Here is a 23,467-nt window from a genome sequence, read left to right on the forward strand (position 1 = left end):
GGTCGGAGCGATGGACAGCGCCTGTTTATGAGGAAACCTGCCTGAGATGCCTTATAGATAAGGCTGATTCTGGAAGATTCAAGCGTAGCGGGGTTGACCGAGGTCAACCTGTTGGATTAGCGGGGGACCATTCGCGGGCATGCCTGCTCCCACAGGTACACCACCGGCTTCGAAGGTTGCGAATTCCCTGTGGGAGCGGGCGAGCCCGCGAAGAGGCCGGTACAGGCTAGCGAGGGTCCAGCCAGACCAGGGAAGCAAACCGCCCACCCTGCGGGGTACGGCGATAGGAGAAGAACCGCTCATCGCTGACCGTGCACAAGCCACCGCCATAAACAGCGGTCACCCCACGGGCAGCCAGGCGAATACGCGCCAGCTCATAGATGTCAGCCATCAGTTTGCCCGGCCGTTCGCCGTCAACAAAAGCCCGCGCCGCTTCAGGGTGCACAGCAGTAAAGGCATCACGCACTTCCAGCCCAACCTCGAACGCCTGCGGACCAATGGCCGGCCCCAGCCACACCAGCACCTCTTCCGGCGCCAGCGCCAGGCGGTCCAGCGTGGCTTCCAGCACACCGCCAGCCAGCCCGCGCCAGCCGGCATGCGCCGCCGCCACGCGAGTACCGGCCCGGTCACAGAACAGCACAGGCAGGCAATCGGCAGTCATCACGGTACAGGCAATGCCAGGCTGGTCGGTCCAGCTGGCGTCGGCCTCGGCTACCACGCCCGGGTCGGCATCCGCTACTTCCAGCCCATGCACCTGCTTGAGCCAGGCCGGCTGGATGGCGAACGCGTCGCTCAGGCGACGGCGGTTCTCGGCAACGGCAGCAGGGTCATCCGCTACGTGGTCGCCAAGGTTGAAGGTTGCGTAGGGCGGCAGGCTGACGCCGCCCTGACGGGTGGTGACACAGGCGCGAACCGAGGCCGGGGCAGGCCAGTCGGGAAATAGCAGCGACTGCGTCAGGCCACTCATCCGATAAAGCTCTCGCGGTCTTCGTTTAGCAGCGAAAGCAACCAGAGGAAGTCATCCGGCAAAGGCGACTCCCACTTCATGATCTCACCGGTGATCGGGTGGGCCAGCGCCAGGAAACGCGCATGCAGCGCCTGACGCGGGAAGGTCTTGACCGCTTCGACCATGGTTGGGCTGGCAGCCGGCGGAATGCGGAAGCGCCCGCCGTAGGTCTGGTCGCCGACCAGCGGGAAGCCGACATGGGCCATGTGCACGCGGATCTGGTGAGTACGCCCGGTCTCAAGCTTTACCCGCACGTGAGTGTGCGAGCGGAAGCGTTTCAAGACGCGGTAGTGGCTGACTGCGGGCTTGCCGCCGTCGGTCACCGCCATGCGTTGACGCATGCCACCGTGGCGGCCGATCGGTGCGTCGATCTTGCCACCGGCGGTCACAACGCCAATCACGATGCACTCATAGATGCGGCTGACCTTGCGGCTTTGCATCTGCTCGACCAGCCTGGTCTGCGCTTGCAGGGTCTTGGCCACCACCATAAGGCCGGTGGTGTCTTTATCCAGACGATGAACGATACCGGCGCGCGGTACGTTGACGATGTCTGGCACGTGGTGCAGCAACGCATTGAGCAGCGTACCGCTGGCATGACCGGCGGCCGGGTGCACAACCAGCCCGGCAGGCTTGTTGATCACCATGATGTGGTCGTCTTCGTAGACGATATCCAGTGCGATATCTTCTGCGATCCACTCGCCCTGGGCCTCTTGTTCGGCCTGCAGTGCTAGCAGCGAGCCACCATAGACGGTGTCTCGAGGGCGCACAACGGCGCCATCGACCGTCAGGCGGCCCTCTTTGATCCACGTAGTAAGCCGCGAACGCGAGTACTCAGCGAACAATTGGGCGGCGACCTGGTCGAGGCGTTGACCGCCCAGATCGGACGGTACCTCTGCGCTAAGTTGAATGATCTCGGACATGCTCGATTCGGCGGGCGCACAGCCTTTGGTTTCGGCTGCGAGCTTGTGGTTAAATACGACTTCTTTTGTCCCGGGGTTGGCCGGGGCGCTCATCATAACAGGACGGCACCGCCCAAGACAGCGGCCGTCAAAGGGACGCAAGCCGCCATGCAAGTGAAACACCTGCTGCTGATCGCCATCCTCGGGCTTACCGCGGCCTGTTCCTCCAATAAAGAGGTCATTGACGAGAACCTCAGCGAAGCCGAGCTGTACCAGCAGGCGCAAGCTGACCTGGACAACTCCAGCTACACCAGCGCCGTGAACAAGCTCAAGGCCCTGGAATCGCGCTACCCGTTCGGCCGCTATGCCGACCAGGCTCAGCTCGAGCTGATCTACGCCAACTACAAGAACTCCGAGCCCGAAGCTGCCAAGTCGGCCGCCGAGCGCTTCATCCGCCTGCACCCGCAGCACCCGAACGTCGACTACGCCTACTACCTCAAAGGCCTGACCTCGTTCGACCAGGACCGCGGCCTGCTGGCGCGCTTCCTGCCGCTGGACATGACCAAGCGTGACCCGGGCGCTGCCCGCGACTCGTACAACGAGTTCGCCCAGCTGACCAGCCGCTTCCCTACCAGCCGCTATTCGCCCGACGCCAAGCAGCGCATGATCTACCTGCGCAACCTGCTGGCCTCGTATGAAATTCACGTGGCCGACTACTACCTGAGCCGCCAGGCTTATGTCGCCGCCGCCAACCGTGGCCGCTACGTGGTAGAAAACTTCCAGGAAACCCCATCGGTCAGCGACGGCCTGGCGGTGATGGTCGAGTCGTACCAGAAGATGCACCTGGACGAACTGGCCGCCAGCAGCCTGGAAACCCTCAAGCTCAACTACCCGGACCACCCGAGCCTGGCCGACGGTGAGTTCCAGCCCAAGCAGACCGAGTCTGACGGGCGTGGCTGGCTGTCCAAGGCCACGCTGGGCCTGATCGAAACCGAGACCCCGCTGCCGCCGGGCGAAACCCGCGCCAACCAGGACGTGGTCAAGCAGTTCCAGGACGCGCGTGACGAGATGCCGCAAGAGCTGCTGCCGAAAGACGAAAATGGCGATCCGATCGTTCCGGAAGGCCCTAAAGAAGCCGAAAAAGATCGCTCCTGGTTCAGCTACATGACCTTTGGCATGTTCGACTGATCTACGATGCCAAATGAAAGGGAGGCCTTGGGCCTCCCTTTTTTATTGGCCGCGTCCTAGACTGTCAGCTTCTTCAACCGACAAGCTGGACACCATGGTTCGCCTACTTTTCTGGATCGCCCTGATCGCCGCCGCGTTCTGGCTGTGGCGCAAGTTCAAAGTCAGCCAACAGTCGCACCCCGAGGCGAAACTGGATGCGCCACTGCAGATGGTGCGCTGCGCCCATTGCGGCGTGCACCTGCCCAACGACCGGGCGCTGCAGCAGGGTAATGAGTGGTATTGCAGCCAGGCACATTTGCAGCAAGGCCCGGGCCGCCAAAACTGAACTTGTAAGAGCGACACGGTCTCTGTGGGAGCGGGCGCGCCCGCGAAACAGGCAACGCAGTGGATGGCACCGGCTTTGCCGGTGTTCGCGGGCGCGCCCGCTCCCACAGAGATTGCGCGAGCTTGAAGATTTTTGACTAAGACAGCTGCTCCCACAGATGTACCCGCCTACTTATCCCTCCCCGACCCTTTCACACCAAATACGACCCCTCCCGCACCGCAAGCATTGACCCACCCCACCAAAACTCGCTAAATCCTATTTATCCGCATAAATATGAAAAATAGCGAAATGCTCAAACCCAAACGCAAGCGGCAGAAGCTGTCGGATGTGATCGTCGAATCGGTCAAGCGCTCGATCGTCACCGAAGCGCTGCACCCGGGCGACCGCCTGCCCACCGAGCGTGAACTGATGGAGCACTTCGAATGCTCCAAGGGCACCGCTCGCGAAGCGCTCAAGGCGCTGGAGGTCGAAGGCCTGGTCAGCACCCGTACCGGCCCGACCGGCGGTGCATACCTCAACGAAGTAGGCACCGAGCCGGCCAGCCGCGCCCTGCGCAACTACCTGCACTTCCAGCACCTTGATGGCGAGCAGGTGTACCAACTGCGCAAAGTCATCGAGGTAGAGCTGGCCGTGTCGGTGATGGGCAAGTTGAGCGAGGCCGACTACGCCGCGCTGCAGGCCAACATCGACTTCTGCAGCGCGCCGGAAGACAGCGAAGAAGGCCAACGTGAGCAACGCCTGGCCGAGTTGGAGTTCCACACCTTGCTGGCCGACCGTTGCAGCAACCCGTTGCTGCGTTTCATGGCGGTTTTCCTCAACGACCTGTTGCGCGATCTGGTGGTGCTGAAAAAGGCCTACCTGCCCAAGCGCCAGCAATTCGCGGCCGCCAACATCGAGTATCACAAGCAATTGCTGACTGCCTTGCGCGCCAGCGACGAACCCTCTGTGCGCCGCCTGATGCACGAACACATGTGCGACGCCGAGCACCACATGACCGCGCTGGAAGGCGAGGTTGCCCGCAACTTCCTGCTGGAGTTCGACCACCACCACTGATACGCCTGGAAAGAGGCCTGCACACAGGCCCTGCCGTACCCGCTTTGTCATTGCCACTCCTGCCTAATAACCACAACCAAGGAGTTACTCATGCAAAGACGTACCCTGCTCAAGGCAGGCCTTGCCCTGGGTGCCTTAGGTAGCCTCCCCTTGGGGGCGCACCGGGCATTCGCCGACCAACCGTTGACCTTCTATGGCCTCAAGTCCATGTCGGGTGCCTTCGCCAGCTATGGCAAGTACGCCGACATGGGCTCGCGCCTGGCCATTGCCGAGTACCCACAGTTGCTCGGCCAGCCGCTCAAGTACAAAGTCATCGACACCGAAGGCAACGCCGGCAAGGCTGTGCGCAAGGTGCAGGAAGCCATCGGCCAGGATGGCGCACGCTTCTTCCAGGGCTGCACTTTGTCGTCCTCGGCACTGGCGGTGTCGAAGGAAATCCACAAGGCCGGTGGCGTGTTCATGACCCCGGTCGGCGCTGACGAAATCACCGGCAAGGACTGCAACGCCTCAACCTTCCGCTGGTCGGTGCCCACTTACGGCGCCATCCGCGAAACGCTGGTGCCGATGATCCGCCAACTGCCCCAGGCCAAGCGCTGGTACACCATTACCCCGCAATATGTGTTCGGCGATGCCCTGCTGGACAACGCGCGCAAGGTGTTCGCCGAGCTGGGCGTGGAACACATCGGCAACAGCTACCACTCGCTGCAGGAGCAGGAGTTTTCCGGCTACCTGACCAACGCCATCGCCGCCAAACCTGACGTGCTGGTGCTGCTCAACTTCGGCAGCCAGGCCTCCAACGCCCTGCGCCAGGCGGTCAACTTCGGCATCAAGGACCGTATGAAAGTGCTGATGGTATGGTCAGCCGGCCTCGACCAGTTCCAGGAGCTGGGCAGTGACGTGCTCGAAGGCGTGTACCTGGGCGCGCAGTACTGGCACCAGGTCGATACCCCGCTGAACAAGCAACTCGTTGCAGCCACCCGCAAAGCCTACGGCATCAACCCCAACTACCCGCTGGCCGCCGACTACATCAGCACCAAGGTCATGCTTGAGGCCATCGTCAAGGCCGGCAGCCTTGATGGCGCCGCCGTTTCTGCGGCGTTGCAGGGCATGCGCTTTCAGGGCCCGACCGGCGAAGAGGTGATCCGCCCGGGCGACCACCAGGTGCTCAAGGACTACTACCTGCTGCGCGGCAAGCCCCAAGGGCAGATGCGCGACGAGGACGACCTGGCCGAAGTCATCAGCTCGGGCCGCTCGTTCGTCGAGGTCGACCACACCGGTTGCGCCCTGGCCTGAAGCCGCGGCGTTAGTCACACACACTCGTACAGGCAGCCGCCCCGCGCGCTGTCGAGGGCACGCTCATGCTCGATTTGTACCTGTTCCAACTGCTCAACGGCCTGGGCCTGGGGATGATCTACTTCCTCATCGCCGTGGGCCTGACGATCATTTTCGGCCTGCTCAACTTCGTCAATTTTGCCCACGGCGCGTTCTTTTTGCTGGGCGCCTACCTGTGCTACACCGCCGTGGCCATCACCGGTAACTTCTGGCTGGCACTGCTGATCGCACCCCTGGTGGTGGCCGCGCTGGCGTGGGTGGTAGAGCGCCTGTTGATCAAGCGCATCTACCACCTGCCGCACACCTTCCAGATTCTGGTCACCCTCGGCATCGCGCTGATCATTCAGGAAGCCTCAGTGCTGATCTGGGGGCCGGTGGGCAAGAGCATCGCCGTACCGCCTGAGCTGCGCGGGGTGCTGATTCTTGGTGACTTTATCTACCCCTACTACCGCCTGTTCCTGATCGGTTTCGCCGCGTTGATCGGCCTTGGCCTGTGGCTGTTGCTGGAGCGCACCCGCTTCGGCGCCCTGGTGCGGGCCGGCAGCGAGAGCACCGAAACCGTATCGCTGCTGGGCACCAATATCTTCCGCCTGTTCTCGCTCACGTTTGCCCTGGGCGTTGGCCTGGCGGGCGTGGCGGGTGTGCTGTTTGCGCCGCTGCGGGGCGCTCAGCCCTTCGTCGGCCCGGAAATTCTCGGCATCGCTTTCGTGGTGGTGGTGATCGGCGGCATGGGCTCGTTCGGCGGCGCGCTGGTCGGCGGGCTTCTGGTGGGTGTGGTGCAAAGCATGATGACCAGCCTCTGGCCGCAAGGCGCCAGCCTGATGATCTACGGCGCCATGGCTGCGGTGATCCTGGTCCGCCCCTATGGCCTGTTCGGGAGAGCTTGAGATGAGCGATAAAAACCCATTGCCCGTTGCCAAGGGCCGCGCCCCTGCCCTGCTGTTGCTGGTTGTCGCCAGCCTGGTGGCGCTGCCGCTGGTACTGCCGTCGGCCACCCTGGCCACCGAGATCCTGATCTTTGCCCTGGCCGCGCTGGCCTGCAACCTGCTGCTCGGCTACACCGGCCTGTTGTCGTTCGGCCAAGGGATCTTCTTCGGTGCGGGTGCCTATGGCGCTGCGCTGTTGATGATCCATCTGCAGTGGGGGGTGTTCGGTGCCCTGGTCGGTGCGGCAGCCTTCGGCGCGGTTCTGGCGCTATTGGTGGGCGCCCTGGCCATTCGCCGCAAGGGCATCTACTTCGTGATGCTGACCTTGGCCTTCAGCCAGATGGCCTACTTTCTGGCTTACACGCTCAGCGGCTGGACCGGCGGTGACAACGGCCTGCTCGACGTGCCCCGGCCCAATATCGAAATTGCCGGGCATGTACTGGTCGACCTGGCAGACCCGCGGCATTTCTACGTGTTCGTCGCCGTGCTGTTCCTGGTGATTTTCGCCGGTGCCCTGCGGGTGATCCGTTCGCCTTTCGGCAGCACGCTGTTGGCCATCCGTGAAAACGAAACCCGCGCTGCCGCCATCGGCTACGACACCCGTCACTTCAAGATCCTGGTGTTCATGCTGTCGGGGGCCATCACCGGTATCGCCGGGGCGCTGTACGCCATGCTGCTGCACTTCGCGCCGCTGTCGAACATCGACCTGATGATGAGTGAAAACATCCTGATCATGACCATTGTCGGCGGTACTGGCTCGCTGTTCGGCTCGCTGCTGGGGGCCGGTGCCATCGTGATGCTCGGCGATGTGCTGTCTGAGCTGTGGCCGCGCTGGCTGATGCTGCTGGGGGTGATTCTGATCCTGGTGGTGGTGTTCATGCGTGGTGGCCTGTGGGGCGGCCTGGCTGACCTGGGCAAGCGCCTGCTGGCAATGCGCAATACCAACGACAAACCCCAGGCCAAGACCAAGGAGACCCTGTGATGAGCGACTACCTCCTGGAAACCCGCCAGCTGGAACTGGCCTACGGGCCGTTCAAGGCGGTTGCAGGTGTGGACCTGAAAGTACGCGCCGGCACCATCCACACGGTCATCGGCCCGAATGGTGCCGGCAAGACCAGCCTGTTCCACTGCCTGACCGGCGAGCGCCAGGCCACTGGCGGCAAGATCCTGTTCAACGGCAAGGACATCATTCGCAAACCTTCACACGGGCGAGTGGCGCTGGGCATGGCGCGGTCGTTTCAGCTGACCAGCCTGTTCCAGAACCTGTCGGTGCGCGAGAACCTGCGCCTGGCCGCCCAGGGCCGCGATGGCCTTGGCGCGCTGAACTTCTGGCGCAGCGTGGAGCACAAGCGCAGCCACTGGAACACCGCCGACCAGGTACTGGAGCGCCTCAAGCTCACCCCCCGTGCCGACACCCTGGCTGGCGAGCTGTCGCACGGCCAGCAACGGGTGCTGGAGGTGGGCATGTCGATATGTGCGCAACCCACCTTGTTGATGCTCGACGAGCCCACCTCGGGTATGGGCATCGACGATATCCCGGTGATGACTGACTTGATCAGCGACCTGGGCCGCGACCACACCGTGCTGCTGATCGAGCACAACATGAGCATCGTCATGTCGATCAGCCAGCGCATCACCGTCATGAGCCACGGCCAGATCCTGGTCGAGGGCACCCCGGACCAGGTGCGTAACGACGAGCGGGTGCGCACCGCCTACCTTGGAGAGGCCGCCTGATGCTCAACATCGACTCGATCCACTCCTACTACGACAAAAGCCACGTGCTCGAAGGTGTGTCTCTCAAGGTTGAAAGCGGCGAGCTGGTGACCCTGCTGGGACGCAACGGTGCCGGCAAGACCACCACCCTGCGCAGCATCCTCGGCATCGTCCGCCCTCGCCAGGGGCAAATCAGCTTCAACGGCCAGCAGCTGGTCGGCCGCGAAATTTTCGATATCGCCCGGCTGGGCATTGCCTTGGTGCCGGAGCACCGCGGCATCTTCCGCCAGCTCAGCGTGGAGGAGAACCTGAAGATTGCCCTGCGCAAGGGCAGCCGCTGGCAGCTGCGGGATGTGTACGCCATGTTTCCACGGCTTCAGGAAAGGCGCAGCAACGGTGGCTTCGCGTTGTCCGGCGGCGAGCAGCAGATGCTGGCCATCGCCCGCGCGCTGCTCAATGACCCCAAGCTGTTGATTCTCGACGAACCCACCGAAGGCCTGGCACCGGTCATTGTGGATGAACTGGTGAAGATTTTGCGGCGGATCAAGGAGGAAGGGCTGTCGATCTTGCTGGTGGAGCAGAACCTGATGGTCTGCGATGCCCTTGCTGACCGCCATTACGTGCTGGAGCAGGGTCGGGTTGCCTATCAGGGCAGCGCGGCGCAGTTCCGTGAGGACCCGAGCATCAAGAACCGTTACCTGGCCCTTAGCGCCTGATAGCGACCTTGTTTACCTGTGCCGGCCTCTTCGCGGGCTCGCCCGCTCCCACAGGGGCAACACTTCCCGCAGGGCTGCGCAGTACCTGTGGGAGCGGGCAAGCCCGCGAAAAGGCCGGCACAAGCAACCCAGTAATTTCAGGAGAGATGAACCATGAACACCCGCATCGATCCATCGCAGCACATGCTCGGCCAAGGCTCACTGGTCAGCCGCGAACGCCTGTGGCAATCACTGATGGACTTGGCCCGGCTCGGTGCCACCGCCAAGGGCGGCGTATGCCGCCTGGCCCTGACCGACCTCGACCGCCAGGCCCGCGACCTGTTTGTGCGCTGGTGCGAAGAAGCCGGCTGCACAGTCAGCATCGACGCCATCGGCAACATCTTCGCCCGCCGCCCCGGCCGCAACCCTGCCCTGCCACCGGTAATGACCGGCAGCCACATCGACACCCAACCCACCGGTGGCAAGTTCGATGGCTGTTACGGCGTCATGGCCGGCCTGGAGGTGATCCGCACCCTCAACGACCTCAAGCTGACCACAGAGGCCCCGCTGGAAGTGGTGGTGTGGACCAACGAAGAAGGCTCGCGCTTCCCCCCCTGCATGATGGGATCGGGCGTGTTCGCCGGTAAGTTCGGCCTGCAGGAAACGCTGGAAAAGGTCGACGACCAAGGCCTGTCGGTAGGCACAGAGTTGCAGCGCATCGGTTACGCCGGCCCACGCGTCCCCACCGGGCATACGGTGGGTGCCTACTTTGAAGCGCATATCGAGCAGGGCCCGGTACTGGAGGACCAACGCACCACCATCGGCGTGGTGCAAGGCTGCCTTGGGCAGAAATGGTTCGACCTGGTGCTGACCGGTGTCGAGGCGCACGCCGGCCCTACTCCGATGCACCTGCGCAAAGACGCCCTGGTTGGCGCGGCCGAGGTAGTGGTAGCCATCAACCGCGTGGCCCACGCCCACCAGCCGCACGCTTGCGGCACGGTCGGCTGCCTGGCGCTGCACCCGGGCTCGCGCAACGTCATCCCCGGCCAGGTACACATGACCATCGACCTGCGCCACCTCGACCCCGGGCACCTCGCCGCCATGGTCAGCGAAGTGCGCGCAGCCATCGAGGCCAGCACGATAAAGCACGGGCTGAGTTTTGAGCTGACACCGACTGCCGACTTCCCACCCCTGTATTTTGCCGAGCAGTGCGTGGACGCCGTGCGTCAGGGCGCGAGCGAACTGGGCCTGAGCCACATGGACATTGTCAGCGGCGCCGGCCACGACGCTATCTTCCTTGCCGAACTGGGCCCGGCCGGGATGATATTCGTGCCGTGCGAGGGTGGCATCAGCCACAACGAAATCGAAAATGCAGCGCCACAGGACCTGGCAGATGGCTGCGACGTGCTGCTGCGCGCCCTGGTCCAGGCCGCCAACCCGGGAGCCCGTTGAGATGCCCCTGAAAACCGCAATTGGCGAGTTCACTGCCGTCGAACTGCTCGACCTCTACCAGCAGCGCCAATTGTCACCGGTAGAAGTGGTAGACGATGTCTTGGCGCGCATCGACCTGCACAACCCGGCGGTGAATGCCTACTGCCATGTCGACGGCGAAGGTGCCCGCGCCGCCGCCCGCGCCAGCGAACAGCGCTGGCAGCGTGGCGAGCCCTGTGGTCGGCTGGATGGCGTACCCGCCTCGATCAAGGACCTGACCCTGACCCGCGGCATGCCCACACGCAAAGGTTCGCGCACCACTTCGGGTGCAGGCCCTTGGGACATCGATGCGCCCTTTAGCGCCTTCATGCGCGAAGCCGGCGCGGTGCTGGTGGGCAAGACCACCACGCCGGAGTTCGGCTGGAAAGGGGTGACCGACAACCCGCTGTATGGCATTACCCGCAACCCCTGGGATACCCGTCTGACCGCCGGCGGCTCGTCGGGTGGCGCCGCAGCAGCCGCAGCACTGAACCTGGGCGTGCTGCACCAGGGCAGCGATGCGGGTGGCTCGATTCGCATTCCGTGCGCGTTTACCGGCACCTTCGGCATAAAGCCGACCTTCGGCTACGTGCCGCAATGGCCAGCCAGCGCCATGACGGTGTTGTCGCACCTGGGGCCGATGACGCGCACCGTGGACGACTCGGTGCTGATGCTTGACTGTGTTGCCCGGCCCGACGCACGAGACGGCCTGGCCGGCGCGCCACGGCAAGCGCCGTGGCTGGGCCAGGAGCCAGACCTGAGCGGCCTGCGGATCGCCTACAGCGCCAACTTCGGTTACGTGCAGGTCGACCCGCAGGTCCAGGCGCTGGTGGCCCAGGCAGTGCAGCGCCTGGCACGGCTGGGCGCTCAGGTTGAGGAAGTCGACCCCGGCTTCGGCGACCCGCTGGAAACCTTCAATACCCTGTGGTTTGCCGGCGCGGCGCGGCTGGCCAGTGCACTCAGCAGTGAACAGCGGGCAGTGCTCGACCCGGGGTTGCGCTGGATTGCGGAGCAGGGCGCACAGATCAGCCTGAGCGAATACACCCAGGCGCTGGAGGCACGGGCGGATCTGATCGCGAAGATGAATGCCTTCCATCAGCGCTATGACGTGCTGCTGTCCCCGATGATGCCGTTGGTGGCGTTCGAGGCGGGCCACAATGTGCCGCCTGAGTCCGGGATGGCACAGTGGATGGAATGGACGCCGTTCAGTTACCCCTTCAATCTCACCCAGCAGCCGGCAGCTTCGGTGCCATGCGGGTTTACCCGCGAAGGGTTACCGGTGGGGCTGCAAGTGGTGGCCGGGCGCTTTGCCGATCAGCAGGTGCTGCGGGTGTGCAAGGTGTATGAGCAGCATTATCCGAGTCGGCATTTACAGGCGCCGATTATCGGCTGATATCTCTACTGGCTTCACCGGCCTCATCGCCGGCAAGCCAGCTCCCACAAGGGCACCTACAGCCTCAGGACCTGTGCTGTACCTGTGGGAGCTGGCTTGCCGGCGATTGGGCCGCACAGCGGCCCCGGCATTCTCAGCCCAAACGCCCAACTGGGGCATAGGGCGCCGGGTCGATGATTGGCTCGGCCCCGGTCAGCAAATCAGTAAACAGCTGGCACGAAGCTGGCGCCAGCACCAAACCGTTGCGGTAGTGCCCGCAGTTCAACCAAAGCCCTTCATGCCCAGGCACCCGCCCGATGTATGGGATGCCCTCCGGCGACCCAGGCCGCAGCCCGGCCCAATGCGCCACCACCGTGGCCCCTTCGAGCTCAGGCAGCAACTCGACCGCAGACGCCTTCAGGCTTTCCAGCGCGTCAAGGGTCGGGGTCTTGTCATAGCCGGCATGCTCCAGCGTACTGCCCACCAGAATGTGCCCATCACGGCGCGGGATGGCATAGCGCCCCTTGGCCAGGACCATGCTCGGCAAAAAGTCTTCAGCACACTTGAACAGGATCATCTGGCCCTTGACCGGCTCAACCGGCAGCTCAAGACCAAGGGTTTTCAGCAGGTCGCCACTCCAGGCCCCCGCACTGAGCACCACCTCATCCGCCGCCAGCACGCCATCGTCCATCTGTACACCGGTCACCCGCCCGCCCTGCTGAACGAAGCCGGTGATCTGGCAGTGTTCGCGCAAGCTCACGTTTGGCAATGCCAGCAGCGCCGCCTTCAGCGACTTCACCAGGCGCGGGTTGCGCACATTGGCCACGCCGGCCATGTAGATGGCCCGCTTGAAGCCCGCACCCAGCACCGGCACCGCGTCGTAGGCCGCCGAGATATCCACGGCACTCAGTGGCCGCTGCTCACGCTCGGCCCAGGCCAGCGCCTCGGCTTCGTCATCCAGGTCAAGCCAGTACAGGCCCGTGGTGTGCACTTCGGGGTCGACGCCGGTGCTGGCGGACAAGCGCTCGCCCAGCTGTGGATAAAAATCCTGCGACCAGTGCGCCAGGGCGGTCACCGCCGGGCTGTAGCGCCACGGGTAGAGCGGCGAAACAATGCCACCACCGGCCCACGACGACTCACGGCCGACCTCGCTCTGGTCACACACCACCACCTGCCCGACCTTCGCCGCCAGGTTGAACGCCGTCAGCAGGCCAATCACCCCGCCACCGATCACCACTACTTGCTTGCTCATCTGTCGATCCAACACCTGAAGTAAAACCGCGATGCACCGGGCATCATTCAACCTTCAGCTTCCCCAGCAATGCTCGCTGCCACCAAAGGCACCCGGATTGCGCTGCACGCCGGCCTGGTCGAGCTGGAAATCGCCACAGCGGTCCTGTGCCATCAGCCCATGTGGCAGCCGCCGGGCGCGCAGCGTGAAGGTGTCGCTGTCGCGTAGGGCCTGCAGGCTGTAATAGCGGGTACCGTCGGGCAAGGCCGGGTCGCCCTCGGCGTATTGGCCGGTGCGCACGCGGTGTCGCTCCAGGCGCAGTGCGGCATCATGCAGCAGGCCAACCACTTCGCTGCGTGCGGCTCGCCGAAGCTGGTCGCTGTAACTGGGGTAGGCAATGGCTGCCAGAATGCCGGTCACAGCCAGCACAATCAACAACTCGATCAGGCTCAAGCCTTGCTGCATGTCAGTCTCCTCTCAGTATTTGTCGCCAGCTAACGCGCCGGGTTGTACCGTCGGCCACGGCGTAGACGGCTTCCAGTACATGCCGTGACTGGGTTTGCTTGCTGACAGCGGTTACCCGGAACAGGGTGGCCTGGGCGCGCTTGCTCGGGCCAAGATTCTGCAGGTGGAAATAGCCATCTTGCGTGCCCTGCCACTGCCCTGCCAGATCGTGCGACCGGGCAGGTGGCATGCACGCGGTACACAGATCAGGAGTTGCACGCTTGAGCTCGCTCTCCCCTGCTTGCAACGCAGCCTCAGCTTCTTCGAGCGCCAGCAGACCATCGCGCATGTAGCCGGTCATTCGTGTTTCCATCAACGCATTGCTCAGGGCTGAGGTCGCCAGCAAACCGAGCAGCAGGCTCAGTACCAATGCCGACAGCAGCACGACACCGCGTTGACACTTCATGGCCGCGGCACCGGGTTGCGCAGCGCCACACTTAGCTCATGGCGCTGTTCGAGTTTGAGCGTGGGCTCGTACAACGTCAGGGTGATGTCTACCCTCTCGCCCTGCGGCGTTTGCACACGTTCGAAGCGCGCCTCTCGCACATTCTCGACCAGCGGTTGGAAGTTGCCTTTTCGCTTGAATCTCAGCTTATTGTCATGGAACTGATAGACGTACTGGCTAATGGGGAACGTTAGCGGGTAACCCTCTACTGGCTTTTCATCCACGCGCACTTTTTCGATGCAGTCCGTCTGCAAAACCCAGTCACTCTTGCCAGCCTGTCCGGGCAACTCCGACACAACCAGGCTGAGGGTAGTGGCCTCAATCTCCAGGGGGCGGGCGAAAGCTTGCCGCGCGGCCGGGTCCTCGAAGTCGCCAGGTTTTATCTGCAGGCAACCAAACATCCCCGCCATGCGGATATCCTGCGCCATGCGCAGCAGTGCAAGCCGCGCCTCATCCTGCATGCGCACTGCCGTACTTTGCAGGCGCCAGGTCTGGTGTGCCGAAGCAAAAAGCTGACCGGCCGCCGCCAGCAGCATCAACCCAATGGTCAGCGCCATCACCATCTCGAGCAAGCCGAACCCACCCTGGCAGCGCCTCATCGCCGCCTCCGCTCATGCTCGCTGTGCGCCGCCATTGCCGCCTGCCCATCGCGGCGGGCACTGTCCGTGGCCTGCAATGCCTGTAGTTGCAGCCCCGCCGCTGCAAACATACCCGCAGCCACAACCACTACAGCCAATAAAACCTCCAGCAGCGTCATGCCCCGTTGCCTCGCGTGCATCCTTGCACCTCCTGCGACTTTTCCCGCAATTGCCTTGAATGTGGCCGACTAGACCGTCTGGCCAGCCAACGTGAAGCTATAGCCAAGCACTTCCAGGGAGGAATGCACGGTGAAGCAACGCGGCGTAACACTGATACAAATGTTGTCGGCCTTGGCCGTGGCGGTCTTGCTGACACAGCTCGGCGTGCCGGCCTACGCCAGGATGAGCGACGACCTGCACAGGGCAGCAGCAGCCCGTGACCTGGCGCAGGCGCTGCGCAGTGCGCGTAGCCATGCACTGTTGCAGGGCCAGAACGTGCTGGTGCAGCCGTTGGACAGTGATTGGGGGAAAGGATGGCGTGTGCTGCTGGAGCACAATCAGCAGGTGCTGCGCGAGCAACGCCTCTCAAAGCCGATGAGGATCATGGCCAATACAGGCGATCAAGTTAAGTTCAGTGCATTGGGGGTGCCGCTTGGCAGGTACAACGGAATGCTGTTTGGGCGGCTGGAACTTTGTGAGAGAACCGCTGCTACCAGCCTGCATCGGGTGGTGATGGCCAGTAGCGGGAGAATCAGCCTGCGCACAGGCGAACCGGACAACCAGTCGCTGTGCGCAGGCCTCTGATCAGATCAGCGAGCGAACCCGCAGCTCTTTGGGCATCGAGAAGGTGATGTTCTCTTCACGCCCATCCAGCTCTTCAGCGCCAGTGGCGCCCCAGGCCTTGAGCTGCTCGATCACGCCACGCACCAGTACTTCGGGGGCCGAAGCGCCAGCGGTGATGCCAATCCGCGCCGACTGTTCAAACCAGCCCTGTTGCAGGTCCTCGGCACCGTCGATCAGGTACGCCGGGGTGCCCATGCGCTCGGCCAGTTCGCGCAGGCGGTTGGAGTTGGAGCTGTTCGGGCTGCCAACCACCAACACCACGTCGCACTCACCGGCCAGTTGCTTGACGGCGTCCTGGCGGTTCTGGGTGGCGTAGCAGATGTCGTCCTTGCGCGGGCCACCGATGTTCGGGAAGCGCGCACGCAGGGCGTCGATGACGCGGCTTGTGTCATCCATCGACAGCGTGGTCTGGGTGACGAAGGCCAGGTGGTCCGGGTCGCGCACCTGCATCTTGGCTACGTCTTCTTCGTCTTCGACGAGGTAGATGGCGCCTCCATTGCTGGCGTCGTACTGGCCCATGGTGCCTTCGACTTCCGGGTGCCCTTCGTGGCCGATGAGGATGCACTCACGGCCGTCGCGGCTGTACTTGGCCACCTCGATGTGCACCTTGGTCACCAGCGGGCAGGTGGCGTCGAACACTTTCAGGCCACGGCCAGCGGCTTCCTGGCGCACGGCCTGGGAAACGCCGTGGGCACTGAAGATGACGATGACATCGTCCGGCACCTGGTCCAGCTCTTCGACGAAGATGGCGCCACGGTTGCGCAGGTCTTCCACCACGAACTTGTTGTGCACCACTTCGTGGCGCACATAGATCGGCGGGCCGAAGACTTCCAGCGCACGGTTGACGATCTCGATCGCCCGGTCGACCCCCGCGCAGAAGCCGCGAGGGTTGGCGAGTTTGATTTGCATGCTCGGCTCCAGGCTTACAGGGCCTTCACCTCGAGGATCTCCACCTCGAAGGTCAGGGTCTTGCCAGCCAGTGGGTGATTGAAGTCGATGGTCACCTGGTCGTCATCGAACGCTTTGACCACACCTGGCAGCTCGGTGTTGGCGGCATCGTTGAAGATGATCAGCAGGCCGTCGGACAGCTCCATGCCCTCGAAGTTGGACCGCGGCATGACTTGTACGTTTTGCGGGTTGGGCTGGCCGAAGGCGTTCTCCGGGGCCACTACCACAGTGCGCTTGTCACCGGCCTTGAAGCCGAACAGCGCACTTTCGAAACCCGGCAACAAGTTGCCATCGCCCACCTTGAAGGTGGCCGGGGCCTTGTCGAACGTGCTGTCGACGGTGTCGCCGTTTTCCAGGTGCAGCGCGAAGTGCAGGGTGACTTCGGTGTTCTGGCCGATACGGGTGTCAGTCATGGACCGGATCCTCGGACTTCTTGCTCTTGAACATATCCAGCGCCAGCATCACCGCACCAACGGTGATGGCGCTATCGGCCACGTTGAAGGCCGGGAAGTAATGGCGGTTCTGCCAGTGCACCAGGATGAAGTCGACCACATGGCCCAGCACGATGCGATCGTACAGGTTGCCAATCGCTCCACCCAGCACCAGTGCCAGCGCCACGGCCAGCCAGGTCTCGTTGCGCCCCAGGCGCTTGAGCCACACCACCAGCACGGCACTGACCACCACGGCGATCAGGGCGAACAGCCAGCGCTGCCAGCCAGCGCCATCCGCAAGGAAGCTGAACGCGGCGCCGGTGTTGTAGGCCAGGGTCCAGCTGAAGTAGTCAGGAATGACCACAATCTGCTGGTACATGGTCAGGGCGTTGTTGAAATACAGCTTGGTGGCCTGGTCGAGGACCAGTACCAGCAAGCTCAGCCAAAGCCATGCAAGGCGCCCGAAGCGCCCCACTGCCGGGTTAGGCATAGTGACGCACCTCGCCCGAGCCGGTCAGGTTGTCGACGCAACGGTTGCAGATTTCCGGGTGCTCCGGGTGGCTGCCAACGTCTGCGCGGAAGTGCCAGCAACGGCCGCACTTGGCGTGGCCGGACTTGACCACTTTCAGCTTGAGGCCTTCGACTTCGGTGGCCACGGCGTCAGCCGGCGCCTGTACGAACGGCACCACGCTGGCGGCCGAGGTGATCAGCACGAAGCGCAGCTCATCGCCCAGCTTGCCCAGGTCGGCGCTCAGGCCTTCGTCGGCGTACAGGGTGACTTCGGCCTGCAGGTTGCCGCCGATGACCTTGGCGGTACGCTGGTTTTCCAGCTCTTTGTTGACCGATGCCTTCACGGCCATCACGCGGTCCCAGTAGGCGCGGTCCAGCTCGGTGCCTTCCGGCAGCTCGCTCAGGCCCTGATACCAGCCGTTCAGCATCACCGACTCGTTGCGCTCGCCCGGCAGGTACTGCCAGATTTCGTCAGCGGTGAACGCCAGGATCGGTGCGATCCAGCGCACCAGCGCTTCGCTGATGTGGTACAGCGCGGTCTGGCAGGAACGGCGGGCGACACTGTTGGCGCCGGTGGTGTACTGGCGGTCCTTGATGATGTCGAGGTAGAAGCCGCCCAGCTCCTGCACGCAGAAGTTGTGCACCTTGGAGTAGACGTTCCAGAAGCGGTACTCGCTGTAGTGCTCTTCCAGCTCGCGTTGCAGCAGCAGGGTACGGTCCACGGCCCAGCGGTCCAGTGCCAGCATGTCTTCCGGGGCCAGCAGGTCGCGGGCCGGGTCGAAGCCGGACAGGTTGGACAGCAGGAAGCGCGCGGTATTGCGGATACGCCGGTAGGCGTCGGCGCTACGCTGCAGGATCTGCTCGGAAACCGCCATTTCACCGGAATAGTCAGTGGCCGAAACCCACAGACGCAGGATGTCGGCACCCAGGGTGTTGTTGACCTTTTCCGGCTCGATGGTGTTACCCAGCGACTTGGACATCTTGCGGCCGTTTTCGTCCACGGTGAAGCCGTGGGTCAGCAGCTCGCGGTACGGCGCGTGGTTGTCGATGGCGCAACCGGTGAGCAGCGACGAGTGGAACCAGCCGCGGTGCTGGTCAGAGCCTTCCAGGTACAGGTCGGCGACCGGGCCGGTGGCGTGGCCGATGTCGTGCGAGCCGCGCAGCACATGCCAGTGGGTGGTGCCAGAGTCGAACCACACGTCCAGGGTGTCGGTAATCTTGTCGTACTGGCCCGCTTCATCACCCAGCAGTTCGACGGCATCCAGCTTGAACCAGGCCTCGATACCTTCTTGTTCGACGCGCTTGGCCACCGCTTCCATCAGCTCGACGGTACGGGGGTGCAGCTCGCCAGTCTGCTTGTTCAGGAAGAACGGGATCGGCACACCCCAGTTACGCTGACGCGAGATGCACCAGTCAGGGCGGTTGGCGATCATCGAATGCAGGCGCGCCTGGCCCCAGGCTGGCACGAACTTGGTCTCTTCGATGGCTTTGAGAGCGCGCTCACGCAGCGGCTCGCCAGTGCTTGGCTGCTTGTCCATACCCACGAACCACTGCGCGGTAGCGCGGTAGATGAGCGGGGTCTTGTGGCGCCAGCAGTGCATGTAGCTGTGGCTGATGGTTTCGGTGTGCATCAGCGCACCGACTTCGCTCAGCTTCTCGACGATGGCCGGGTTGGCCTTCCAGATGAACTGGCCGCCGAAGAACTCCAGCGACTCGACATACACGCCGTTGCTCTGCACCGGGGTGAGGATGTCGTCGTTGACCATGCCGTAGCGTTTGCACGTGACGAAGTCGTCTTCACCGTAGGCTGGGGCGGAGTGAACCACACCGGTACCGGCACCGAGTTCGACGTAGTCGGCCAGGTATACCGGCGACAGGCGGTCGTAGAACGGGTGGCGGAAGTTGATCAGCTCCAGGGCCGAACCCTGGGCGGTGGCGATCACCGAGCCTTCCAGGTTCCAGCGCTTGAGGCAGGCCTCAACCAGCTCTTCAGCCAGCACCAGCAGACGCTCACCGGTATCGACCAGGGCGTACTTGAATTCGGGGTGGATGTTCAGCGCCTGGTTGGCCGGGATGGTCCACGCGGTGGTTGTCCAGATCACGATGGCGGCCGGTTTGGCCAGCGCATCCAGGCCGAAGGCTGCGGCCAGCTTGGCCTCGTCGGCAACCGGGAAGGCCACATCGATGGTCTGCGACTTCTTGTCGGCGTACTCGACTTCCGCTTCAGCCAGGGCCGAACCGCAATCGAAGCACCAGTTCACAGGCTTGAGGCCCTTGAACACGAAGCCTTGCTTGACCATCTCGGCCAGGGCGCGGATTTCACCGGCCTCGTTGGCGAAGTTCATGGTCTTGTACGGGTTGTCCCACTCACCCAGCACGCCCAGGCGGATGAACTCGGTCTTCTGCCCTTCGATCTGCTCGGCGGCGTATTCGCGGCACAGCTCGCGGGTACGGTCGGCCGACAGGTGCTTGCCGTGGGTAACCTCGACCTTGTGTTCGATCGGCAGGCCATGACAATCCCAGCCCGGCACATACGGCGCGTCGAAGCCGGACAGGGTCTTGGAACGGACGATCATGTCCTTGAGAATCTTGTTCAGCGCATGACCGATGTGAATCTTGCCGTTGGCATAGGGCGGGCCGTCGTGCAGGACGAACTTGGGACGATCCTTGCCAATTTCGCGCAGCTTCTGGTACAGGCCAATGCTGTCCCAGCGCTGCAGGATCTGCGGTTCGCGCTGAGGCAGGCCGGCCTTCATGGGGAAGGCGGTGTCCGGAAGGTTAAGCGTGGCTTTGTAGTCGGTCATTTCAGGCTCTTGGTTAGCGGTTGAGCGTGCCAATGTGCACGTGCGGCGGCGATATCCGCATCGATCGCCGACTTCAGCGCCTCCAGGGAGGCGAATCGCTGCTCTTCACGCAGCTTGTGGTGGAATTCCACCGTCAGGCGCCGGCCATACAGATCGCCGGCAAAATCCAGAAGATGAATCTCCAGGTGCGGGCGCCCATCACCGGCAACGGTGGGGCGCACGCCTATATTGCCCACACCCGGCCAGGCCTTGCCGTCGATCTCGATGCTGGCCAGGTAAACCCCGGACAGCGGCACGCGGCGGCGCTTGAGCTGGATGTTGGCGGTAGGTGTACCCAGCTGGCGGGCCAGCTTCTGGCCATGCAGCACGCGGCCAGTGATGCTGTACGGGCGGCCCAGCAGATGCTCGGCCAGCTCGAAGTCACCTTCGGACAGGGCCTTGCGCACTTCTGTGCTGCTGACCCGCAAGCCGTCCTGGATCACCGTGTTGGCGGCCTCGACAGTGAAGCCATACTGCTTGCCGGCCTCGACCAGGAAGGCAAAGTCGCCAGCGCGGTCGCAGCCAAAGCGGAAGTCATCGCCCACTTCAAGGTGGCGCACGCCCAGGCCGTCGACCAGGATGGCCTCGACGAAGGCATCGGCGCTGAGCTTGCTCAGGCGCTGATTGAACGCCAGGCACAACACCCGGTCGATGCCCTCGGCAGCCAGCAGCTCGACCTTGTCGCGCAGGCGGGCCAGGCGCGCAGGCGCAGTCTCGGGGGCGAAGTACTCGCGTGGCTGCGGTTCGAAGATCACCACGCACGTCGGCAGGCCCAAGGCCTGGCCGCGCTCGCGCAGGCGCGCCAGGATTGCCTGGTGGCCGCGGTGAACCCCGTCGAAGTTGCCAATGGTGGCGACACAGCCCCGGTGCTCGGGGCGCAGGTTGTGAAGACCTCGAACCAGCTGCATAACGCGCTTCTTGCTCATAAAGTGGCCGATTATAACCACACCCGGGCGCCGGTGACAGGCAGCAGCGCCCAAGGGCGGCGTGGAATGCGAAAAACCGACGCCTGACCCGCCCGAAGCCTCAGTGCAGGGCCTTGCGGGCGAAGTGCCGGGGCCGGAAGCCGCACAGGTACAGGCAGCCGAAATATGTCACGACGCCTGCCAGGATCAGTGCGCCAAGCCGCAGGAAGCGCTCAAGCATGACGCCCTGCTCCCAGGCCGGCATATAGTGCATGCCCGCCAACAGCACGGCCGACATCAGTACCACTGCCAAGACAAGCTTGAGCAGGAACATTGTCCAGCCTGGCTGCGGCTCGAACAACTGCTGGCTGCGCAGCTTCCAGAACAGCAAGCCGGCATTCAGGCAGGCGCCGAGGCTGATCGCCAATGCCAGGCCGGCATGCGCAAGCGGGCCGACCAGGGCAAGGTTGAACAGCTGGGTACAGGCCAGGGTGAAAATCGCGATCTTCACCGGCGTACGGATATTCTGCTGCGCATAGAAGCCGGGTGCCAGCACCTTGACCAGAATGATCGCCAACAAGCCTACGGAATAGGCCATCAGCGCCCGCTGGGTCATGGCCGCATCAAACGCACTGAACTTGCCATATTGAAAGAGCGCAACGGTCAGCGGCTCGGCAAGAATGGCCAACGCCAGGGTGCACGGCAATACCAGCAGGAAGCACAGGCGCAGGCCCCAGTCGAGGATCCGCGAGTACTCCTCGCGGTCCTTGTTGGCGTAGGTCTTGGCCAAGGTTGGTAGCAGGATGGTGCCCAGCGCCACGCCCAGCACGCCCGAGGGCAACTCCATAAGGCGGTCGGCGTAGTACATCCACGACACCGAGCCGGCCACCAGGAAGGAGGCAAAGATGGTGTTGATGATCAGCGAAATCTGGCTCACCGACACACCGAGAATCGCCGGCAGCATCTGCTTGAGTACCCGCCACACCCCCGCGTCCTTGAGATTCAGACGCGGTAGCACAAGCATGCCGATTTTCTTCAACGCTGGCAGTTGGTACAGCAACTGCGCCAGGCCACCTGCCAGCACGCCCCAGGCCAGGGCCATGATTGGCGGGTTGAAGTACGGCGTCAGCAACACGGCGAAGGCGATCATCGCCACGTTCAGCAGGGTCGGCGTGAAGGCCGGTACCGAGAAACGGTTCCAGGTATTGAGGATCGCACCGGCCAGGGACGACAGCGAGATCAGCAATATATAAGGAAAGGTCACCCGCAACAGGGCAGTGGTGAGCTCGTACTTTTCCGCGTTGTCGACAAAACCCGGGGCCGTTGCCCACACCACCCACGGCGCCGCCAGGATCCCGATGGCAGTCACCACGGCAAGCACCAGGGTCAACAGGCCGCTGACATAAGCGATGAAGGTACGGGTCGCCTCTTCACCCTGCTGGGTCTTGTATTCAGCCAGAATCGGAACAAACGCCTGGGAAAACGCACCCTCGGCGAAAATGCGCCGCAGCAGGTTGGGCAGTTTGAACGCAATGAAGAAGGCGTCGGTGGCAACGCCGGCACCAAAGATGCGAGCCAGGATGGTGTCACGCACGAAGCCCAGCACCCGGGAAATCATGGTGATCGAGCTTACTGCAGCCAGGGATTTGAGCAGGTTCATCGAAAAGATTCACGCCAAGGGCAGAGGACGCTGCCAGACAGCGTCCGAATGTGCGATACTCCCGCGCCTTCGCAGGGGAGCCAAAAATTCCCGAGTGTACAGGTCGCGCAGCAGAAAGGAATCTTTCCCTCTTGTTGGCGCACCGCTCGGCGGAACCTTGCAGGTGGCCTTGACAACCGGTCTACTGATCGGCATGATTCGCGGCCTATTTTGTTTGCTATTTACCTAAAGTCTTTCGAGGAGCTCGACGGTGGCCAACACACCTTCCGCCAAGAAACGTGCAAAACAGGCTGAGAAGCGTCGCAGCCACAACGCCAGCCTGCGTTCCATGGTCCGCACCTACATCAAGAATGTAGTTAAAGCCATTGACGCAAAAGACGCTGAAAAAGCACAAGCTGCTTACGTTCTGGCTGTACCTGTAATCGACCGTATGGCCGACAAGGGTATCATCCACAAGAACAAAGCTGCTCGTCACAAAGGCCGTCTGAATGGCCACATCAAGGCGCTGAAAGAAGCTGCAGCTGCCTAAGCGACGCGCTATTCGAAAAACCGACCCTAGGGTCGGTTTTTTGTTGTCTGCAATTTATTGG

25 protein-coding genes are annotated in these 23,467 nt (G+C 63.1%); 12 read left to right on the forward strand and 13 right to left on the reverse strand.

Annotated elements, in window-relative coordinates:
- Nucleotides 1-226: 226 nt before the first annotated feature.
- Both pgeF and rluD read right to left on the reverse strand, forming a co-directional pair.
- Nucleotides 227-967, reverse strand: coding sequence for a peptidoglycan editing factor PgeF (gene pgeF / locus P0Y58_26660; protein WEK30426.1), 741 nt, complete (start codon nucleotides 965-967; stop codon nucleotides 227-229).
- Nucleotides 964-1,926, reverse strand: a complete 963-nt coding sequence (rluD, locus tag P0Y58_26665) for a 23S rRNA pseudouridine(1911/1915/1917) synthase RluD (GenBank protein WEK30427.1) — start codon at nucleotides 1,924-1,926, stop codon at nucleotides 964-966. Before rluD ends, pgeF begins: the two co-directional genes overlap by 4 nt.
- Before the next feature lie 147 nt (nucleotides 1,927-2,073).
- Here rluD and P0Y58_26670 point away from each other — a divergent pair, with 147 nt between their 5' ends.
- The 10 genes from P0Y58_26670 to P0Y58_26715 all read left to right on the forward strand — a co-directional run bounded on the left by P0Y58_26670 (nucleotide 2,074) and on the right by P0Y58_26715 (nucleotide 12,000).
- Complete coding sequence (locus P0Y58_26670) at nucleotides 2,074-3,093, forward strand: outer membrane protein assembly factor BamD (GenBank protein WEK30428.1); 1,020 nt, start codon at nucleotides 2,074-2,076, stop codon at nucleotides 3,091-3,093.
- A gap of 94 nt (nucleotides 3,094-3,187) precedes the next feature.
- Entirely contained in the window at nucleotides 3,188-3,418 is a 231-nt protein-coding gene (locus tag P0Y58_26675) for a PP0621 family protein (protein ID WEK30429.1), read from the forward strand.
- 288 nt (nucleotides 3,419-3,706) lie between these two features.
- Nucleotides 3,707-4,471, forward strand: a complete 765-nt coding sequence (locus tag P0Y58_26680) for an FCD domain-containing protein (GenBank protein ID WEK30430.1) — start codon at nucleotides 3,707-3,709, stop codon at nucleotides 4,469-4,471.
- A 90-nt stretch (nucleotides 4,472-4,561) separates the two neighbouring features.
- Complete coding sequence (locus P0Y58_26685; protein WEK30431.1) at nucleotides 4,562-5,764, forward strand: ABC transporter substrate-binding protein; 1,203 nt, start codon at nucleotides 4,562-4,564, stop codon at nucleotides 5,762-5,764.
- Between the two features lie 65 nt (nucleotides 5,765-5,829).
- Nucleotides 5,830-6,690, forward strand: a complete 861-nt coding sequence (locus P0Y58_26690; protein ID WEK30432.1) for a branched-chain amino acid ABC transporter permease — start codon at nucleotides 5,830-5,832, stop codon at nucleotides 6,688-6,690.
- Between the two features lies 1 nt (nucleotide 6,691).
- Nucleotides 6,692-7,711 (forward strand): branched-chain amino acid ABC transporter permease, encoded by a 1,020-nt coding sequence (locus P0Y58_26695; protein WEK30433.1) that lies wholly within the window; start codon nucleotides 6,692-6,694, stop codon nucleotides 7,709-7,711.
- A complete protein-coding gene (locus P0Y58_26700) occupies nucleotides 7,711-8,463 on the forward strand; it encodes an ABC transporter ATP-binding protein (protein ID WEK30434.1) in 753 nt (250 codons plus the stop codon). The genes P0Y58_26695 and P0Y58_26700 overlap by 1 nt, the downstream gene beginning before the upstream one ends.
- Nucleotides 8,463-9,158: an ABC transporter ATP-binding protein gene (locus P0Y58_26705; protein WEK30435.1), complete on the forward strand. Its 696-nt coding sequence runs from the start codon at nucleotides 8,463-8,465 to the stop codon at nucleotides 9,156-9,158. Before P0Y58_26700 ends, P0Y58_26705 begins: the two co-directional genes overlap by 1 nt.
- Before the next feature lie 183 nt (nucleotides 9,159-9,341).
- The gene (locus P0Y58_26710; protein WEK33401.1) at nucleotides 9,342-10,589 is read left to right on the forward strand and encodes a Zn-dependent hydrolase; all 1,248 of its coding nucleotides are present in this window, start codon (nucleotides 9,342-9,344) and stop codon (nucleotides 10,587-10,589) included.
- A gap of 1 nt (nucleotide 10,590) precedes the next feature.
- Nucleotides 10,591-12,000 (forward strand): amidase, encoded by a 1,410-nt coding sequence (locus P0Y58_26715; protein ID WEK30436.1) that lies wholly within the window; start codon nucleotides 10,591-10,593, stop codon nucleotides 11,998-12,000.
- A 133-nt stretch (nucleotides 12,001-12,133) separates the two neighbouring features.
- On the opposite strand, the gene thiO is transcribed toward P0Y58_26715, so the two are convergent.
- The 5 genes from thiO to P0Y58_26740 are packed head-to-tail and all read right to left on the reverse strand — an operon-like array spanning nucleotide 12,134 to nucleotide 14,937.
- Entirely contained in the window at nucleotides 12,134-13,231 is a 1,098-nt protein-coding gene (gene thiO, locus P0Y58_26720; GenBank protein WEK30437.1) for a glycine oxidase ThiO, read from the reverse strand.
- A gap of 54 nt (nucleotides 13,232-13,285) precedes the next feature.
- Complete coding sequence (locus P0Y58_26725) at nucleotides 13,286-13,675, reverse strand: type IV pilin protein (protein ID WEK30438.1); 390 nt, start codon at nucleotides 13,673-13,675, stop codon at nucleotides 13,286-13,288.
- Between the two features lies 1 nt (nucleotide 13,676).
- On the reverse strand, nucleotides 13,677-14,120 hold the full coding sequence (locus P0Y58_26730; GenBank protein ID WEK30439.1) for a hypothetical protein: 444 nt from the start codon (nucleotides 14,118-14,120) through the stop codon (nucleotides 13,677-13,679).
- Nucleotides 14,117-14,758 (reverse strand): prepilin-type N-terminal cleavage/methylation domain-containing protein, encoded by a 642-nt coding sequence (locus P0Y58_26735; protein WEK30440.1) that lies wholly within the window; start codon nucleotides 14,756-14,758, stop codon nucleotides 14,117-14,119. The genes P0Y58_26730 and P0Y58_26735 overlap by 4 nt, the downstream gene beginning before the upstream one ends.
- On the reverse strand, nucleotides 14,755-14,937 hold the full coding sequence (locus P0Y58_26740; GenBank protein ID WEK30441.1) for a prepilin-type N-terminal cleavage/methylation domain-containing protein: 183 nt from the start codon (nucleotides 14,935-14,937) through the stop codon (nucleotides 14,755-14,757). The genes P0Y58_26735 and P0Y58_26740 overlap by 4 nt, the downstream gene beginning before the upstream one ends.
- A gap of 109 nt (nucleotides 14,938-15,046) precedes the next feature.
- Between P0Y58_26740 and P0Y58_26745 the strand changes: the two genes are divergently transcribed.
- Complete coding sequence (locus tag P0Y58_26745; protein ID WEK30442.1) at nucleotides 15,047-15,541, forward strand: GspH/FimT family pseudopilin; 495 nt, start codon at nucleotides 15,047-15,049, stop codon at nucleotides 15,539-15,541.
- On the opposite strand, the gene ispH is transcribed toward P0Y58_26745, so the two are convergent.
- The 6 genes from ispH to murJ form a co-directional block, all read right to left on the reverse strand.
- Nucleotides 15,542-16,489: a 4-hydroxy-3-methylbut-2-enyl diphosphate reductase gene (gene ispH, locus P0Y58_26750; protein ID WEK30443.1), complete on the reverse strand. Its 948-nt coding sequence runs from the start codon at nucleotides 16,487-16,489 to the stop codon at nucleotides 15,542-15,544.
- 14 nt (nucleotides 16,490-16,503) lie between these two features.
- Entirely contained in the window at nucleotides 16,504-16,941 is a 438-nt protein-coding gene (gene fkpB, locus P0Y58_26755) for an FKBP-type peptidyl-prolyl cis-trans isomerase (protein WEK30444.1), read from the reverse strand.
- Entirely contained in the window at nucleotides 16,934-17,449 is a 516-nt protein-coding gene (gene lspA / locus P0Y58_26760; protein ID WEK30445.1) for a signal peptidase II, read from the reverse strand. The genes fkpB and lspA overlap by 8 nt, the downstream gene beginning before the upstream one ends.
- A complete protein-coding gene (gene ileS, locus P0Y58_26765) occupies nucleotides 17,442-20,273 on the reverse strand; it encodes an isoleucine--tRNA ligase (GenBank protein ID WEK30446.1) in 2,832 nt (943 codons plus the stop codon). The genes lspA and ileS overlap by 8 nt, the downstream gene beginning before the upstream one ends.
- A complete protein-coding gene (ribF, locus tag P0Y58_26770) occupies nucleotides 20,270-21,220 on the reverse strand; it encodes a bifunctional riboflavin kinase/FAD synthetase (GenBank protein WEK30447.1) in 951 nt (316 codons plus the stop codon). Before ribF ends, ileS begins: the two co-directional genes overlap by 4 nt.
- A gap of 118 nt (nucleotides 21,221-21,338) precedes the next feature.
- Nucleotides 21,339-22,877 (reverse strand): murein biosynthesis integral membrane protein MurJ, encoded by a 1,539-nt coding sequence (gene murJ / locus P0Y58_26775; protein ID WEK30448.1) that lies wholly within the window; start codon nucleotides 22,875-22,877, stop codon nucleotides 21,339-21,341.
- A gap of 250 nt (nucleotides 22,878-23,127) precedes the next feature.
- Between murJ and rpsT the strand changes: the two genes are divergently transcribed.
- Complete coding sequence (gene rpsT, locus P0Y58_26780) at nucleotides 23,128-23,406, forward strand: 30S ribosomal protein S20 (protein WEK30449.1); 279 nt, start codon at nucleotides 23,128-23,130, stop codon at nucleotides 23,404-23,406.
- The last annotated feature ends 61 nt before the right edge of the window (nucleotides 23,407-23,467 follow it).

It is taken from the genome of Candidatus Pseudomonas phytovorans, assembly GCA_029202525.1.
Taxonomy (GTDB): Bacteria; Pseudomonadota; Gammaproteobacteria; order Pseudomonadales; family Pseudomonadaceae; genus Aquipseudomonas; species Aquipseudomonas phytovorans.

What these genes read in the sequence shown, in the direction of transcription:
- P0Y58_26675 (WEK30429.1), top strand. Translation starts at nt 3,188, where the DNA reads ATGGTTCGCCTACTTTTCTGGATCGCCCTGATCGCCGCCGCGTTCTGG.
- rluD (WEK30427.1), bottom strand. Translation starts at nt 1,926, where the DNA reads ATGTCCGAGATCATTCAACTTAGCGCAGAGGTACCGTCCGATCTGGGC.
- thiO (WEK30437.1), bottom strand. Translation starts at nt 13,231, where the DNA reads ATGAGCAAGCAAGTAGTGGTGATCGGTGGCGGGGTGATTGGCCTGCTG.
- P0Y58_26725 (WEK30438.1), bottom strand. Translation starts at nt 13,675, where the DNA reads ATGCAGCAAGGCTTGAGCCTGATCGAGTTGTTGATTGTGCTGGCTGTG.
- P0Y58_26710 (WEK33401.1), top strand. Translation starts at nt 9,342, where the DNA reads ATGCTCGGCCAAGGCTCACTGGTCAGCCGCGAACGCCTGTGGCAATCA.
- P0Y58_26735 (WEK30440.1), bottom strand. Translation starts at nt 14,758, where the DNA reads ATGAGGCGCTGCCAGGGTGGGTTCGGCTTGCTCGAGATGGTGATGGCG.
- murJ (WEK30448.1), bottom strand. Translation starts at nt 22,877, where the DNA reads ATGAACCTGCTCAAATCCCTGGCTGCAGTAAGCTCGATCACCATGATT.
- P0Y58_26670 (WEK30428.1), top strand. Translation starts at nt 2,074, where the DNA reads ATGCAAGTGAAACACCTGCTGCTGATCGCCATCCTCGGGCTTACCGCG.
- P0Y58_26705 (WEK30435.1), top strand. Translation starts at nt 8,463, where the DNA reads ATGCTCAACATCGACTCGATCCACTCCTACTACGACAAAAGCCACGTG.
- pgeF (WEK30426.1), bottom strand. Translation starts at nt 967, where the DNA reads ATGAGTGGCCTGACGCAGTCGCTGCTATTTCCCGACTGGCCTGCCCCG.
- P0Y58_26685 (WEK30431.1), top strand. Translation starts at nt 4,562, where the DNA reads ATGCAAAGACGTACCCTGCTCAAGGCAGGCCTTGCCCTGGGTGCCTTA.
- lspA (WEK30445.1), bottom strand. Translation starts at nt 17,449, where the DNA reads ATGCCTAACCCGGCAGTGGGGCGCTTCGGGCGCCTTGCATGGCTTTGG.
- P0Y58_26715 (WEK30436.1), top strand. Translation starts at nt 10,591, where the DNA reads ATGCCCCTGAAAACCGCAATTGGCGAGTTCACTGCCGTCGAACTGCTC.
- fkpB (WEK30444.1), bottom strand. Translation starts at nt 16,941, where the DNA reads ATGACTGACACCCGTATCGGCCAGAACACCGAAGTCACCCTGCACTTC.
- ispH (WEK30443.1), bottom strand. Translation starts at nt 16,489, where the DNA reads ATGCAAATCAAACTCGCCAACCCTCGCGGCTTCTGCGCGGGGGTCGAC.
- ileS (WEK30446.1), bottom strand. Translation starts at nt 20,273, where the DNA reads ATGACCGACTACAAAGCCACGCTTAACCTTCCGGACACCGCCTTCCCC.
- P0Y58_26680 (WEK30430.1), top strand. Translation starts at nt 3,707, where the DNA reads ATGCTCAAACCCAAACGCAAGCGGCAGAAGCTGTCGGATGTGATCGTC.
- P0Y58_26740 (WEK30441.1), bottom strand. Translation starts at nt 14,937, where the DNA reads ATGCACGCGAGGCAACGGGGCATGACGCTGCTGGAGGTTTTATTGGCT.
- P0Y58_26695 (WEK30433.1), top strand. Translation starts at nt 6,692, where the DNA reads ATGAGCGATAAAAACCCATTGCCCGTTGCCAAGGGCCGCGCCCCTGCC.
- P0Y58_26700 (WEK30434.1), top strand. Translation starts at nt 7,711, where the DNA reads ATGAGCGACTACCTCCTGGAAACCCGCCAGCTGGAACTGGCCTACGGG.
- ribF (WEK30447.1), bottom strand. Translation starts at nt 21,220, where the DNA reads ATGCAGCTGGTTCGAGGTCTTCACAACCTGCGCCCCGAGCACCGGGGC.
- P0Y58_26690 (WEK30432.1), top strand. Translation starts at nt 5,830, where the DNA reads ATGCTCGATTTGTACCTGTTCCAACTGCTCAACGGCCTGGGCCTGGGG.
- P0Y58_26730 (WEK30439.1), bottom strand. Translation starts at nt 14,120, where the DNA reads ATGAAGTGTCAACGCGGTGTCGTGCTGCTGTCGGCATTGGTACTGAGC.